Genomic DNA, 14,015 nt, shown 5'->3' on the forward strand with positions numbered 1-14,015 from the left:
GGGCGCGCCCCCGGCCCGGCCGTCGATCCGATCCCTCACCGGATCAGTAGTACTCGCCCTGGCGGTAGTCCCAGGAGTTGAACTGCTCGGCGAGGTTCAGCATGATGCGCTCGTAGTCGAGGCCGCGGCGGATCAGCACGGGGCCCGGGGTGATCGAGCGCTCGCCGCCCTGCACGGGGATGAGGGCGCCCGAGGCGTCCACCATCGAGACCATGACGCCCTGCTCGTGGCGGGAGTCCTCGTCCTTGTCCGGCTGGATCGAGGAGACGTAGGAGTCGGCCGAGACGATGACGTCGGCCTCGTTCTCGATCCGCTCGCCGATGTTCGCGACGCGGCCGCGGTTGCCCACGCCCGAGGGGTTGGCCGAGCTGGCGAAGGTGAGGGTGCGGTCGCGCTCCCACATGGTGGCGACCAGCTGCTCGGCCGGGCGGCCGAAGCGGATGACGAAGCAGCTGGTGCCCCGTCCGTCGCGGACCAGCTCGCGGGCGTCCTCGTCGATCAGGTCGACGGCCTCGGCCTTCCACGGGAGGATGCAGCCGAGCAGGACGTCCTGGTCCCAGTGCTTCTGGTAGAAGGCGAGGACCTCCTCGTTGAGCTCGGCGAGCTCGGTGAGCTGCTCGATGCTGGAGCAGAGCACGACGCCCGGCTTGTTGCGGTTGCGCTGCTTGGCCGAGAACTTGCGCTCGAGGCCCGCTCCGTCGGTCGTCATCAGGATGTAGCCGACCTTGGTCGCGCAGACGACCAGTCCACCGGGGGCGTAGAGCGCGTCCACCGCTTCCGCAGGAGCCTGCTCACGCCATTCGATCACCGTCGTGCTGGTCATTCTTTCCCTTTCGTGGTGTCCAGAGACGCCATGGGCGGGGCCCCGGCCGAGCGGAAGCCTAGCGGATCGCCTCCCGTCGTCCGCGGCGGTGATGCCGCGAACGGACGCGCACCGGGCTCCGGATCGACTCCGGTGCCCGGTGCGCGCCCGTCCGCGCCGCGCGCGCCGACGGGACGGCTCAGGCGAGGGCCGTGAGCGAGCCTCGCGCGAGCGTGTTGACGGTCAGATGGAAGCCGACCAGCGAGGCCGGAGTCGACTCGTCGACCGGCAGCGTCGGCACTCCGAGCGCGTGCACCGTGAAGAGGTAGCGGTGCGGGCGGTCACCGGGCGGCGGGGCCGCACCGGCGTAGGCGAGCGACCCGAGGTCGTTGAGCGCCGGGCGCCCCACTTCCGTCGAGCCGGCGGCCAGCTCGGTGACCTCCTTCGGGATGTCGACCAGGACCCAGTGGTGGATGCCGCCGAGGGTCGGCGCATCGGGGTCGAACACGGTCACGGCGTACGACTGCGTGCCCTCGGGGCCGGCGCTCCAGCGCAGGGACGGGCTGGTGTCGCCGCTCCCCTGGGCCTCGGCGAGCCGCTCGCCGTCGGTCACGTCGTCGCTGGACACCTCCAGGGGCGCCGTCGCGGGCAGGAAGTCGAGCGGGTGCGGGGGCGTGCTCCTGGTCAGATCGGTCATGTCGTTCTCCTTCTCTCTCAGTCGGTGACTCGGCCGCGGACGCCGTCGAGCCAGTAGTCGGAGTGGCGGTCCGCGGTCGCCGCGTCGCGGAACGAGTACGTCTTCAGCAGCCAGCGGAAGCGGGTCTTGTCGCGGTCCTGGACGTCGACGAGCTGACGGCTGTGCAGGCCGTCCTGGTTCGCGATGATCAGCAGGTCCGCGTCGCGGATCCGGTGGTACTGCTCGCTGACCTTCGAGAGCGCATCGCGGAACTGCCAGAGCGCCCACAGGTGCGGCAGGTCGTCCGGGTCGGCCGGCACCGTCCGGGTGTCGTAGTAGCGGAAGCTGTGCTCGTTCTCGAGCAGAGCGTGCTGGTCCGACACGATCTGGTTCTTGTTCTGGGCGCGCGAGAGCTCGTCGAACGGGGTGATGTAGACCGCCTCGCGCAGGAGCGCCTGGTTCTCGGGTGAGATGAAGCGCAGGATCTCGCGGCCGTCGACGTACTTCGTGTAGACGAGGTCGGTCTCGGGCGTGCGCAGTCCCAGGAGCGAGATGAAGTCGGCGCGCACCGGGTGCGCGGTCCGCTCGTTGTGCCAGTACAGCTCGCCGTCGGTCTTCTGCGTCTGGGTGTTCGAGAAGCGGTTGTCGGCGTAGACGTCCTGGAAGAAGTCGCCGTTGTTGCGGGTGGCGTACGCGAGCAGCGGCGAGCCGAGGTACTGCGACTGCAGCTCGAGCAGGCCCTCGCCGACGAACGTCAGCTTCTTGCGGTACTTGTCCTCGAGCGCGTCGTCCTGGTCGAGCCAGGGGATCTCGTCGTCGACCGGGTTGTTCGAGATCAGGTGCGCGTAGGTGATCTTCTCGTCGCGCTCGCGCCGGATGCGGGCGAGCGCGTCGACGAAGCCCTGCGGGACGTCGCCGCTGTCGATCAGCGCGGCGATCGCGTCGCGGAAGCGGTCGTAGTCCTTGTAGGGGTCGATGGCGACCGCCAGCAGCGACTGCTGGAGGGTCGATCTGTCGGAATCGGAGAACGTGTAGATGGGCTGCATTGCTTCACTCCTTGCACGTGGATGAGGGACGCCGCCGGCGGGCTCGTCCCGGACTTCCTCTGTCACTCCGCTTCCGTGGTGACGGCCCTCCTCTCCTGTCGTCGCATCGAGACGGCCCCGATCGTCTGCGCGAGGACCGCGAGGACGACGAGGACGATGAGGGTCGGCGCGGTCCCTCCCGTGAGGGGGACGAGTATCCCGGCGCCGACGAGCAGGACGGCCTGGAGGATCCCCTGGTTGCGCTCCAGTCCGCGCATCACCGCGACCCGGGCGCCGTCCTCGAGCCCGTTCATCGCCGGCGCCAGGGCGATCATCGTCGCGGGCCGCACGAAGCCGCCCGCGATCCCGAGCAGGGCCAGGCCGGCGATCGCGGCGCCGAGCACCCCGAGGGTGGTCAGGGCGAGGCCCAGCACCTGGGTGAGCGCCGTCAGCCGGAAGACCAGGGGCGTGCCGGCGATGAGCGGCGAGAGCCGGGCGGCGGCCAGGCCGGCGAGCGTGTAGAGGCCGAGCACCAGGCCGAACGCGGGCAGCGTCAGACGCAGCTCCTGGAACAGCAGCAGCGGGATCACGAAGGTGTAAGCGGCGAGCAGGACGGCGCGGTTCACGGAGTAGTAGAGGGACCAGAAGCGCACCGCGGCGGGCAGGACGGCCGGCCGCACGGCGCGCGCCGCCACTCCCGAGGCGGCGCTCGCGCCGAGCGGCAGGCGGGCAAGGAGCACCACGGCCAGCGCGGCGCACGACACGAGCGCGCTGAGGAGGAACGGCAGCCGGTCCCAGAGCGCGAGCGAGGCGGCCCCGAGCACTCCCGCGCCGAAGGAGGCGAGGAACATTCCGCTCTGCACCCGCGTCTCCTGGCGGCGAGCATCGGCTCCGGCGCGCAGCGAGGAGGCCAGCGCGGCGTCCCGCCCGGCCGTCAGCGAGAAGCCGCAGCCGGCGAGCAGCTGGCTGATCACGACGGCGACCGGATCCGCGTCCAGCACGATCACGACGAGGCCCAGTGCCTTCACGCCCTCGCCGACGACGAGCGCGCCCGCCGAGGACAGGCGGCGTGTGAGCGGCGAGAGCGGGCCGTCGGCGAGCGCCGCCACCACTCCGTAGAGCGCCAGCAGCAGCGCCACGGCCAGGATCGGGTAGCCCCGCGCCAGCAGGAACACCGCGACCACGGGCAGGTGGAAGTAGGCGCGCGAGACGATCCGGTAGACCGTGATCAGCCCGGCGGCGCTGCGGCCGCGCGGGGCGTCCCCGCGCCCGAGGTCAGACAAGGGAGGGCACGACGACGCGCAGTGCGTCGGCGCCCACGTCGCCCTGACGGACGATCGACGCGCCGCCCACGAGGGAGACGATCGTGCTGCTCATCGTGGAGTCGGGGGCGGTGGTGCTGCGGATCAGGTAGTCGCTGTCGCCGCCGAGGTGCTCCGCGGCGAGGTCGAAGTCGACGAGTCCGGTCGACACCGTGCCGCTGATGTTGGCGGAGGTGGCCGCGAGCGGCAGGCCCGCGAATATCGAGAGCAGGTTGATCGGGGCGCTGAGGTTGTGCACGACCGACACCGTGTCCTGGCCCGAGGTGACCCAGTCCGGGACGACGGGCTTGCGGCGCAGGATGACGTTCAGCGGCCCCGGCCAGAACGCTGCGACGAGCGCGTCCATGTCGGCCGTCTCCGGGGCGAAGGCCCAGGTCGCCCAGTCGCGGGGCGCGGAGACGAAGAGGGTGAGCGGCTTCGCGCCGTCCCGCTTCTTCATGTCGTAGAGGCGGAAGCAGGCGCTGCGCGAGAAGGGGCTGGCGAACACGCCGTAGTTCGTGTCGGTCTGCGCGATGACGGTCGCGCCCTCGCGGAGCTCCTGCCCGACGCGCCGGAGCTCGTCGAGATCGGTCGCGTCGATGATCTGTGCCGTCATGGGTAGTGCTCCTGCTGCGCTCGGGCGCGTCCGGGCGGGGCCGGATCGCGTCGCTGTCGTGTGGCCCGCTGACGGCGGCGCCCCACGGAGGGCGCCTGGCGGGTCGGACGGCGGAGGCCGTCCGGATGCGGGTGACCACGGAGGAGAGATGCGGCTGCGTCCTCCCCCCGAGGACGTCTGCCCGGTGAAAGTAGCAGGGTGCGCATCCGGCCCGCGTGTTCGCGACGCTGCATGACGAAGGAAGTCGTCGACGTCGGGGAGCAGGGTCGGGGATCGGTATGTTCCGCTGACGCGCCGCATCTCCGCGGCGTTCTCCCGGCTCCGCGGATCCGCGCGATCGTCCGTCTGGCGGCGCACCACGGCCGGGGCTGGACGGCTCGCGGCGACCCGGTCTCCGGGCCCTCCCGCTCCTCGACAGAAGGACCGCCCATGACCGACTACTGGCCCGTGCTCCTCATCCTGCTCACGATCGTGGCCGTCGTGGTCCTGATCGTCGTGCTGAAGGTCGAGCCGGTGATCGCCCTCCTCGTCTCGGCCCTCGGGCTCGGCCTCGTCTCGGGGCAGGGCGGCGAGGGGACGGTGACCGCGATGACGTCCGGATTCGGCGCGGTCCTCGGCGACATCGGCCTGCTGATCGCGCTCGGCCTGCTGCTCGGATCGCTCCTGGAGGCGCTGGGCGTGGCCCCGCTGCTCGCCCGCTGGCTCGTGAAGCGCTTCGGTCGGCGCGCGCTCCCGGTCGCCTACGCGCTGACCCTGGGCGTCGCCTTCCCCTCGATCTACTCCGACGTGCTGGTCGTGATGAGCGCACCGCTGACTCGTCTGGCCTCGCGGGGGCTCGGTGCCGGTGGCTACGGGCTGCTGGCCGGCTCCTCCATCGTCGGGATGATCGTGGGCGTGGTCTTCGTCGTCCCCGGAGCCGCCGCGCTGGCCACGGCAGGCATCGCGGGCGCTCCCCTGCCGTCGATGGTCGCCATCGGCGCCCCGCTGGGCATCGTCACCATCGTGCTGACCGTGCTGGTGTACAGCGCCCTGGTGAAGCGCGGCGGCTGGCGGGACGAGCGCGACCTCGAGGGCGGGGCGGTCCCGGGGCCCGCTCTCGAGCCCGAGGCGGGCGCGGCCACGGGAGGCACGGCGCTCGCGACGCGGCGGGTGCCGCTCGCGCTGGCCGTCGCTCCGATCGCCCTCACCATCGTGCTGATCGCCGCGAACTCGCTCACCCAGCTGGCCGAGCTCGACGTCCCCCTCCTGCGGTTCCTCGGCGACGCGCACATCGCGCTGCTGGCCGGCTTGGTGCTGGCCTACGCGACGGCACTGCGGACGCTCCCGAAGGGCGCCGTGGCCACGGCACTGGGCGGAGCACTGACCCGCAGCGGCCCGATCGTCGTCCTGACCGGGGTCAGCGGCAGCCTCGCCGCCGTGGTCGGAGGAACCGGGGTCGGCGACGCGCTCGCCGGCGCCTTCGACGGGCGGGCCCTCTCGCCGATCCTGCTCACCTGGGTCGTCGCGGCCGTGCTGCACGCGGCGATCGGCTCGGTCTCGACGGCCGCGATCACCGCGGTCGGCATCGTCGCCCCGCTGATCCCCGTGCTCGACGTGAACCCGGCGTTGATCGCCCTGGCCGCCGGCTCCGGCGCGCTCTTCCTCGGGATGGTCAACGCCAACGCGTTCTGGCTCTTCAAGTCCGTGCTCGGCCTCACCGTGCGGGGCACGTTCACCGCCTACTCGCTGACGCTCTCGATCGCCTCGGTGATCTCGCTGCTGGCGCTGCTGGTGGCGGGAACGTTCGTCTGAGCGTCGGCCGGCCCCCACGAGTCCACGCTCGCGAGGTCGGCGCCGAACTCGACCCGGAGGCGCACGGGCGCGCCCCCGCGCAGCACGCCCGGCAGCCAGAGGCGGGCGTCATCCCACATCCGCTCGAACGGCACCTCCTCGACCGGGACGAAGGCGGCGGCGAGCTCGCTCGACTCGGTGACCTCGCCGGTGACGCGGCGGCAGAGGAAGACGTGCGAGCGCTGGCTCCACGCCGGCCGGTGGGGGAAGGAGTAGTCGAGCACGCCGCGCGGCTCCAGGTCGGCCGGGAGGGCGACCAGCCCCGCCTCCTCCTCCAGCTCGCGGACGGCCGCGTCGACGGGCGACTCCCCGGGCTCGAGCTTGCCGCCGGGGGCGACCACGCGGCCCTCGCCGAGGCCCCTGCGCTTGCGGCCGAGGAGCACCTCCGCGCCCCGCGGGCCGTCGCGGAGGACGTAGACGACGCAGACCTCGGGCAGCCCCACCGCACACCTCCGCTCCGACGGGCCGGGGGCCCGGCACCGCCGTCGTAGGCTAGCCCGGTGACGACGACCGCGCTCGAGCGCTTCCAGGCCCTGCTGCGCGTCGACACCGTGTCCCACTCGGACGAGTCGGCGACCGACTGGAGCCGCTTCCACGCCTTCCGGGAGCTCGTCGCCGAGCTCTACCCGGCGCTGCACGCGGCGCTGGAGTCCGAGACCGTCGCCGGCCACTCCCTCCTCTGGCGCTGGCGCGGTGAGGAGCCGGGCGAGCCGGCCGTGCTGATGGCCCACTACGACGTGGTCAGCGTGACGGCGGCGGAGTGGTCGCACGACCCGTTCGCGGCCGAGACGATCATCGCCGCGGACGGCCGCACCTCCGTCGTGGCGCGCGGCGCCCTCGACGACAAGGGCTCCCTCGTCGCCCTCCTCGAGGCGGTCGAGGCGGCCGTCCTGCGGGGCGAGCGGCCCCGGCACGACGTGTACCTCCTCTCCACGCACAACGAGGAGACGGCGGGCGACGGCGCCCCCTCGGTCGTCGCCCTGCTCGGCGCGCGCGGGGTCCGCCCGCGCCTCGTGCTCGACGAGGGCGGGAACGTGCGGCGCGGCATCCTGCCCGGCGTCACCACCCCGATCGCCGTGATCGGCGTCACCGAGCGCGGGATCATGAACCTCGAGCTGACCTGCCGCGACGTCGGCGGCCACGCCTCCGCTCCGCCGCCCCCGCCCGGGCTGCTCGCCACCCAGCGGCTCGCGAGGGCGATCCACCGCCTGACCGAGAACCCGTTCCCCTCGACCCTCCCGGAGCCGATCGCCCAGCTGGTGCGCGCGGCGGCCGACCACGCGGACGCGGCCCACGCCGTCTGGTACGCCCGCCCGCACGAGCACCCGGACGCCGTCGTCGGCGCGCTCGCCGCCCACTCCAACCGCTCGGCCGCGATGCTGCGGACGACGGTCGCGATCACCGAGCTGCGCGGCAGCACCGGAGCGAACGTCCTCGCCTCCAGCGCCAGCGCCACCGCGAACGTGCGGATCAACCCGGGCGGCACCGTGGCGGGCGTGGTCGAGCGCATCCGCGCCGTCATCGACGACCCGGAGGTCGAGGTCGAGGTGAAGGTCGCCCACGAGCCCTCCCCCGTCTCCCCCACCGGCGAACCCGGCGACGGCGGGCCGTACGACCTGCTCCGCGCGGTCGTCCAGGAGTCGTTCCCGGACGCGATCGTCGCCCCCTACGTGCAGACCGGCGGCAGCGACGCCCGGCACTTCCACGCCATCAGCGACCACGTCTACCGCTTCATCCCGTTCGAGATCAGCCCGCGGCAGCAGCTCGGGATCCACGGGGTCGACGAGTCGGTCGAGGCCGACCAGTTCGAGCGCGCCATCGAGTTCTACGCGCGGCTGCTCGCCCGGCTCTGATCGCGGCGGTCCTCCGGGGTCCGGGAGGACCGCGCAGCGACCGGCAACCTGGGAGAACCGTTCGATGACGCGCCGACCGGTGTTGGCCCGGAGTTCACCCCGCGATGATGGACTGATCGCAGCGGGGTCGCCTCCGCTGGAGCAGTGCGCAAGTGCCGACGCCGGGTCGCGTGATCCGGCTCCCGCCGATCGTGGAACCCGAGGATCATGTCCCTCCGCCAGGCCGAGTACCCCCGGCCCAACCACTTCATCCTTCACCTGAGCGACACCCACTTCATCGCCGGAGACGGCGGCCTGTACGGCTCCGACGTCGACAGCGAGGCCCAGCTGCGGCTCCTGTTCGACGAGCTGGAGGCGTCCGGCGGACGTCCGGAGGCCATCGTCATCACGGGTGATCTCGCCGACAAGGGCGAGCCGGAGGCGTACGCGAAGCTGCGCGCCGTCGTCGAGCCCGCGGCCGCACGCCTCGGCGCCGAGGTGATCTGGGTGATGGGCAACCACGACGACCGCGGCGCGTTCCGCTCGGGGCTGCTCGACCAGCTCCCGACCACGCAGCCGGTCGACCGCGTGCACGACGTGAACGGGCTGCGGATCATCGCGCTGGACTCCACCGTGCCCGGCGCCCACTACGGGGAGATCTCGGACGCGCAGCTCGACTGGCTGGCGGAGGAGCTCTCCAGCCCGGCCCCGCACGGCACGATCCTCGCGCTGCACCACCCGCCGGTGCCGAGCGTGCTCGACCTGTCGGTCCTCGTGGAGCTGCGCGACCAGCCCGCCCTCGCGGAGGTGCTCGAGGGCTCCGACGTCCGCAGCATCATCGCGGGCCACCTGCACTACTCGTCGACGGCGATGTTCGCCGGCATCCCGGTCTCGGTCGCGTCGGCCACCTGCTACACCCAGGACCTCAACGTGCCGGTGGGAGCGACCCGCGCCCGCAACGGCGCCCAGGCGTTCAACCTGATCCACGTCTACGACGGCACGGTGCTGCACTCGGTGGTGCCGATCGGCGCCTCGACCGAGGTGTCCTACGTCTCGGCGAACGAGACGCAGCGGATCCTCGCGGACCACGGCGTCGAGATCGCCGCGGCGACGGCGGCCCCCGTCGCCCGGGACGAGGAGCTCTACCCGCCGCTCGCGGAGCGGGTGGGCGTCAGCGCGTAGCGACGCGACGGGGCGTCGGGGTCGCCCCGACGCCTCCGGGCGCCGCGTCGACCGCGTCCTCGGACACGGCCGGCGGTATCAGCGCCCGCCGGCGCGGTCCCGCGCGAACAGCCATCCGGCGAACGCCAGCGCCGCGGCCAGCGCGACGCCCACGCCGACGCCCGCTCCCACTCCGATGCCCGGGAACACGAGCGAGCTCGCCAGGCCGAGAAGCAGCCCGGCCACCGCTCCCCCGACGGCCCAGCCCACGGTCAGACCTCGCGCTCCCACGGAGCCGGGATCGGGTAGTACTCCTCGAGGAACCCGATGACGGCCTTGGTGCGCGCCTCCGCCGAGATCTCGGGGAAGCTGCCGTCGTTGAGGCAGAAGAAGTCGACTCCGCGGTTCTTGAGGAGCTTGCGCATGTCCTTCAGCCCCTGGTGCATCGTCGTGTCGACGTACTTCACCGAGGCGTTCTCCTGCACGACCGCGCGCCCGGTCATCAGCGCGTAGTAGTGGTAGAGCGAGTTGGTGACGGAGACGTCGCTCGCGGAGCGGAAGCGGCTCGCGGCGGTCGCGGTGAACTCCGGCTCGAACTCGGCCTCGAGCTCGGCCATCACGGTCTTGCGGAGCGGCGTGGCGGCGTGCTCGAGGTGACGGGTCGTCATCGCGCCGAAGCGCTCGCGGAGCAGGCGCCGGTTGACGCGGGCCGCGTTCTCGAAGCCGCTGCGGGAGGCGTTGGAGTCGCCCATGCCGATGCGCGTCGTCGCCTCGATGAACTTCGTGATGCCCCCGGGCGAGAAGAAGATCGACGGGTCGACCGGGCGCCCGAAGAACATGTCGTCGTTGGAGTAGAGGAAGTGCTCCGCCAGCCCCGGGATGCGGTGCAGCTGGCTCTCGACCGCGTGGGAGTTGTGCGTCGGCAGCACCGAGAGGTCGCGGAAGTGGTCCTCGCTGCGCACGAGGGTGACGTCCGGGTGCTCGTCCAGCCAGCGCGGGCGCGGGGAGTCGGTGACGATGTAGATGTGCCGGATCCACGGCGCGTACATGTAGACGCTGCGCAGGGCGTACTTGAGTTCGTCGATCTGACGGAAGCGCGCCGGAGCGTCGTCGCCCTCCCCCACCACGTAGCTCGCCATGCGGGCCGCCCGGGCGCGCTGGAACTCCAGGTCGGTGCCGTCGACCCACGAGAAGACGATGTCCACCTCGAAGCGGATGTCGCTGACGAGCGGCTCGAACATGCCCTCGAACGTCGGCCAGGTGCGGCCGTACGCCTCGACGTGGGCGTCGATCGCTTCGGCGACGGGGAGGCTGTTGCGCATGAGCGCGTTCTCGGCGGGAGTGATGATCTCCTCCTCGCCCACCTTCCACAGCTCGAGGCGGACGCCGCTGCGGGCGCCGTAGCGCAGCGATCCCGTCGAGGAGACGCGCGGGCGGAAGAGCTTGAAGACGGAGGCGCGCGGATACGGCGCGAGCACGCCCTCGGCCAGGAGCTGAGGCGGGGTGCCCCGCTTGTCGACCGTCTTGGCGTAGAAGGGCTCGGTCGCGAAGGCGCGCGCCAGCAGCGTCGCCAGCTCGGCGCCGAGCACGCGGTCCACCGCGAGGAAGGGCGAGCCGTCGGTGCCGCGGATGAGGCGGTAGGGGAATTCGGCGGCGTCGAGGACCTCGCCGATGGCGATCAGGTCCTCGGTCCAGGCCGCGCGGGGCGTCGTACTCGAGTTCACCAGCGAGAACAGGCCGGCATGGACCACGACGTCGTCGCGGTCGAAGTGGCGCGGGCGCAGGAGCGGTGACGGAAGAGCACGGACGGAAGGCATGATTCACATTATCCGCCGTGGATTTCGTCCGTGTGACCGGGCCGTCGGCTTGACAGCGACCGCGGGGCCGCGCGGTCAGCGCGAGAGCGACTCGAGACGGTCTCGCGCCTTCTCCGCGGCCTTCGCGGCCCGTCTGGCGCGGTGCCGCTCCTCGGCGGCGACGACCCCCAGCGCGAAGGCCCCCTCCCCGCTGCGATCGGCCTGCTCCAGGATCAGCGCGCGGGCGGCGAGCGCGTCGCGCTCCTCCCCCAGGGCGTCGGCGAGGTCCTCGCCCGCTTCGGCGAGCGAGCGGCGCCGGGCGCCGACAGCCTCGGGGACGACCGCCCGCCACGCCTCCACGGTGTAGCGGAGCCGCTTCGCCGCCTTCCGCAGGTCGTGACGAGCCTCGAGCGAGCCGCCGGCCGCCGCGGAGCCCGCCGCGGAGATGCGCGCGAGGTCCTTCGCGACGGAGCGGCGCACCAGCGCCGTCGCGCTCGAGCCCGCCCGCGCGGTGCGGGGCGGATCCGCGAGCAGGGCGTCGAGCGAGGCGAGGAGCGCGAGGTAGCGGCCGCCGCGCAGAGTGCGGTCGACGCGGCGCAGCGCCGAGGCGTGCCGGTGCTCGACCTCCTCCAGCAGGGCGGTGGGGGTGCTCGGGGCGCCCTCGACGGCCGCCAGGGAGGCGCGGAACCGCTCGGCGAGCATCTCCTGGTCGCGGGCCGCGCCGAGGACCCCTCCCAGCCAGCGCAGCTCGTCCCGCACGGGGTCGGTCGCCGCACGGTCGAGCACGGAGCGGGAGGCGGCGAGGACGGACCGGAGCCGGCGCGCGAGCACGCGCATCCGGTGCAGGGCGTCGTCGGCCTCGAGGCGCACCCGCGGGTCGACGGCGCGCAGCTCGCGCAGGAGCGAGCGGACCGCGGCGAGCGCCGCCTCCCCGCCGTTGCGCGGATCCGGGACCGTCTCCTCGATCGGGCCGCCGGTGGCCCGGGCGAGCTTGGAGGCGCTGGCGGCCGGGCGGGCGCCCGCGGCGAGGAGGCGCTGCTCGATCGCGTCGAGGACCCGCTCGCCCTCGTCGCCCGGGACGTCGACGAGCTCGACCTCCCACTCCCTCCAGCGCCGCTCGCGGCCGGTGCGCTGGTCGCGCGCGGTCACCAGGTCGTCGGCGATCTCGGCGAGCTCCCGCCCGTGGGAGTCGAGGGCGCGGGTGATCGAGCGGACCGTCTCGAGCAGCGCCAGCGGCTCGAGCGGCGCGCGCCCCACCTGCCCGAGCACCGGCTCGCGGACGGCGGACGGGACCGTGCGCGAGGCCGTGAGCTCCGCGTGGATCTCGGTGCGGCCGGAGGAGCCGGGCAGCTTGACGTGCCAGCCCTGGTCGGATCCGCCCTCGCGGCGGCGCAGCGTGATCCGCGCCCGGGACAGAGCGCGCTCGGCGGTGTCGAAGTACTCGGCGCGGAGGGTCACCGGCTCCTCCGTGCGGACGCTCGCGACGCTCGCGGTGCCGGTCAGGTCGGGCAGCCGGGTGCCCGCGTCGACGTCGTACTTGCGCTCGACCTCGGTCTGCACTCTCCGCGCACCGCCCGCCAGGGACGTCGCCGACTCGTTCTCCGCACCGCTGGCCATGGTCCATTGTGATCACGCCCGGCGCCGCTGCGGCACCCCGGGGCGGCCAGGGGCGCCCTCGCCCTAGGCTGGAGCGATGACCGCGCCCGTTCCGCCCGTCGCCCGCCGCGTCCCCCTCGAGCGCCGCCACCACGGCGACGTGGTGGTCGACCACTACGAGTGGCTGCGCGAGAAGGAGAGCCCCGAGGTGCTCGCGCACCTCGAGGCCGAGAACGCGTACACCGAGGCGGTGCTGGCTCCTCTCGCTCCGCTGCGCGAGCGCCTGTTCGAGGAGATCCGCTCGCGGACGAAGGAGACCGACCTCTCGGTCCCCGTCCGGGAGGGCTCCTGGTGGTACTTCTCGCGCTCCTACGAGGGCCGCCAGTACGCCGTGCACTGCCGGGCGCCGATCAGCGGGCCGGACGACTGGACGCCGCCGTCGATCGCCGAGGGCGGTCCGCTCGAGGGCGAGCAGGTCGTCCTGGACGGCAACGCGGAGGCGGAGGGGCACGACTTCTTCTCGCTCGGCAGCTTCGACGTCTCGGCCGACGGCCGACGGCTGCTCTTCGCCACCGACGTCGAGGGCGACGAGCGCTACACCCTCCGCATCCGCGACCTCGAGACCGGCGAGGATCTGCCGGACGTCATCGAGGGCACCGGCGGCGGAGCGACCTTCGGCGCCGACGCGCGCTTCGTCTTCTACCCGACCGTCGACGAGTCCTGGCGCCCCGACACGATCTGGCGGCACGAGGTCGGCGCCGGGACCCCGGACGAGGTCGTCTTCGCCGAGCCCGACGAGCGCTACTGGATCGGCGTGGGCCTCACCCGCAGCCGCCGCTTCCTCGTCATCGAGATCGGGAGCAAGATCACGAGCGAGTGCCTGCTGCTGGACGCGTCCGACCCGACCGGCTCCTTCCGCTCGGTGTGGCCGCGCCGCGAGGGCGTGGAGTACGAGGTCGAGCACGCCGTCGTCGACGGGCGCGACCGCCTGCTGATCGTGCACAACGACGGCGCCCTCGACTTCGAGATCGTCGAGGAGCCGGCCGACCTGTCGCTGGACGCCGACGCCCGGGCCCGCGAGCGCCGCGTGGTGGTACCGCACCGCGAGGGCCGCCGGATCGAGGGCGTCGACGCCTTCGCCGGTCACGTGGTCGTCTCCTACCGGGCCGACGGAGCCACCCGGCTCGGGCTGCTCCGCGAGGACGGCGCCGGAGCGCGGCTCGAGGAGATCGTCTTCGACGAGCCGCTCTACGACGCGGGCCTGGCGGGGAACCCGGAGTGGGAGCAGCCCTCCCTCCGCCTCGCCTACACCTCGTTCGTCACCCCCTCGACCGTGCTCGCGCTCGACGTCGCGACGGGCGAGCGCACGGTGCTCAAGCA

The 14,015-nt window shown here is 73.0% G+C and carries 12 protein-coding genes and 1 pseudogene; 4 read left to right on the top strand and 9 right to left on the bottom strand.

Going from position 1 to position 14,015, the window contains the following annotated elements:
* Positions 1–43 precede the first annotated feature (43 nt).
* The 5 genes from C5D04_RS16085 to C5D04_RS16105 all read right to left on the bottom strand — a co-directional run bounded on the left by C5D04_RS16085 (position 44) and on the right by C5D04_RS16105 (position 4,420).
* The gene (locus C5D04_RS16085) at positions 44–823 is read right to left on the bottom strand and encodes an L-threonylcarbamoyladenylate synthase (RefSeq protein WP_104223084.1); all 780 of its coding nucleotides are present in this window, start codon (positions 821–823) and stop codon (positions 44–46) included.
* A 178-nt stretch (positions 824–1,001) separates the two neighbouring features.
* Positions 1,002–1,499, bottom strand: coding sequence for a YbhB/YbcL family Raf kinase inhibitor-like protein (locus tag C5D04_RS16090; protein ID WP_104223083.1), 498 nt, complete (start codon positions 1,497–1,499; stop codon positions 1,002–1,004).
* A 17-nt stretch (positions 1,500–1,516) separates the two neighbouring features.
* Positions 1,517–2,524, bottom strand: a complete 1,008-nt coding sequence (locus C5D04_RS16095) for a TauD/TfdA family dioxygenase (protein ID WP_104223082.1) — start codon at positions 2,522–2,524, stop codon at positions 1,517–1,519.
* Between the two features lie 62 nt (positions 2,525–2,586).
* A complete protein-coding gene (locus C5D04_RS16100) occupies positions 2,587–3,786 on the bottom strand; it encodes a hypothetical protein (protein WP_104233774.1) in 1,200 nt (399 codons plus the stop codon).
* Positions 3,779–4,420 carry an L-threonylcarbamoyladenylate synthase gene (locus tag C5D04_RS16105; RefSeq protein ID WP_104225616.1) on the bottom strand — a complete coding sequence of 214 codons (642 nt, stop codon included), beginning with the start codon at positions 4,418–4,420 and terminating at the stop codon, positions 3,779–3,781. The genes C5D04_RS16100 and C5D04_RS16105 overlap by 8 nt, the downstream gene beginning before the upstream one ends.
* 429 nt (positions 4,421–4,849) lie before the next feature.
* Between C5D04_RS16105 and C5D04_RS16110 the strand changes: the two genes are divergently transcribed.
* Positions 4,850–6,211, top strand: a complete 1,362-nt coding sequence (locus C5D04_RS16110) for a GntP family permease (protein WP_181028702.1) — start codon at positions 4,850–4,852, stop codon at positions 6,209–6,211.
* Here C5D04_RS16110 and C5D04_RS16115 read toward each other — a convergent pair.
* The gene (locus C5D04_RS16115; protein WP_181137740.1) at positions 6,139–6,693 is read right to left on the bottom strand and encodes an 8-oxo-dGTP diphosphatase; all 555 of its coding nucleotides are present in this window, start codon (positions 6,691–6,693) and stop codon (positions 6,139–6,141) included. The genes C5D04_RS16110 and C5D04_RS16115 overlap by 73 nt on opposite strands.
* Before the next feature lie 57 nt (positions 6,694–6,750).
* Here C5D04_RS16115 and C5D04_RS16120 point away from each other — a divergent pair, with 57 nt between their 5' ends.
* A complete protein-coding gene (locus C5D04_RS16120; RefSeq protein WP_104348013.1) occupies positions 6,751–8,103 on the top strand; it encodes a M20/M25/M40 family metallo-hydrolase in 1,353 nt (450 codons plus the stop codon).
* A 207-nt stretch (positions 8,104–8,310) separates the two neighbouring features.
* Complete coding sequence (locus C5D04_RS16125) at positions 8,311–9,264, top strand: phosphodiesterase (protein WP_104348014.1); 954 nt, start codon at positions 8,311–8,313, stop codon at positions 9,262–9,264.
* 78 nt (positions 9,265–9,342) lie between these two features.
* Here C5D04_RS16125 and C5D04_RS16130 read toward each other — a convergent pair whose 3' ends face one another.
* The 3 genes from C5D04_RS16130 to C5D04_RS16140 form a co-directional block, all read right to left on the bottom strand.
* On the bottom strand, positions 9,343–9,513 hold the full coding sequence (locus tag C5D04_RS16130) for a hypothetical protein (protein ID WP_159939285.1): 171 nt from the start codon (positions 9,511–9,513) through the stop codon (positions 9,343–9,345).
* Between the two features lie 2 nt (positions 9,514–9,515).
* Complete coding sequence (locus tag C5D04_RS16135) at positions 9,516–11,060, bottom strand: stealth family protein (RefSeq protein ID WP_104225612.1); 1,545 nt, start codon at positions 11,058–11,060, stop codon at positions 9,516–9,518.
* 75 nt (positions 11,061–11,135) lie between these two features.
* Complete coding sequence (locus tag C5D04_RS16140; protein WP_104348015.1) at positions 11,136–12,656, bottom strand: CYTH and CHAD domain-containing protein; 1,521 nt, start codon at positions 12,654–12,656, stop codon at positions 11,136–11,138.
* 76 nt (positions 12,657–12,732) lie between these two features.
* Between C5D04_RS16140 and C5D04_RS16145 the strand changes: the two are divergent.
* A pseudogene (locus C5D04_RS16145) lies at positions 12,733–14,015 on the top strand (S9 family peptidase); the annotation flags it as partial.

It is taken from the genome of Rathayibacter sp. AY1D2 (assembly GCF_002932695.1).
In the GTDB taxonomy this organism is placed as follows: Bacteria; Actinomycetota; Actinomycetes; order Actinomycetales; family Microbacteriaceae; genus Rathayibacter.

Excerpts from the sequence above, each read along its gene's own strand:
- C5D04_RS16085 (WP_104223084.1), bottom strand. The coding sequence starts at position 823 with ATGACCAGCACGACGGTGATCGAATGGCGTGAGCAGGCTCCTGCGGAA.
- C5D04_RS16090 (WP_104223083.1), bottom strand. The coding sequence starts at position 1,499 with ATGACCGATCTGACCAGGAGCACGCCCCCGCACCCGCTCGACTTCCTG.
- C5D04_RS16095 (WP_104223082.1), bottom strand. The coding sequence starts at position 2,524 with ATGCAGCCCATCTACACGTTCTCCGATTCCGACAGATCGACCCTCCAG.
- C5D04_RS16105 (WP_104225616.1), bottom strand. The coding sequence starts at position 4,420 with ATGACGGCACAGATCATCGACGCGACCGATCTCGACGAGCTCCGGCGC.
- C5D04_RS16110 (WP_181028702.1), top strand. The coding sequence starts at position 4,850 with ATGACCGACTACTGGCCCGTGCTCCTCATCCTGCTCACGATCGTGGCC.
- C5D04_RS16125 (WP_104348014.1), top strand. The coding sequence starts at position 8,311 with ATGTCCCTCCGCCAGGCCGAGTACCCCCGGCCCAACCACTTCATCCTT.
- C5D04_RS16135 (WP_104225612.1), bottom strand. The coding sequence starts at position 11,060 with ATGCCTTCCGTCCGTGCTCTTCCGTCACCGCTCCTGCGCCCGCGCCAC.
- C5D04_RS16140 (WP_104348015.1), bottom strand. The coding sequence starts at position 12,656 with ATGGCCAGCGGTGCGGAGAACGAGTCGGCGACGTCCCTGGCGGGCGGT.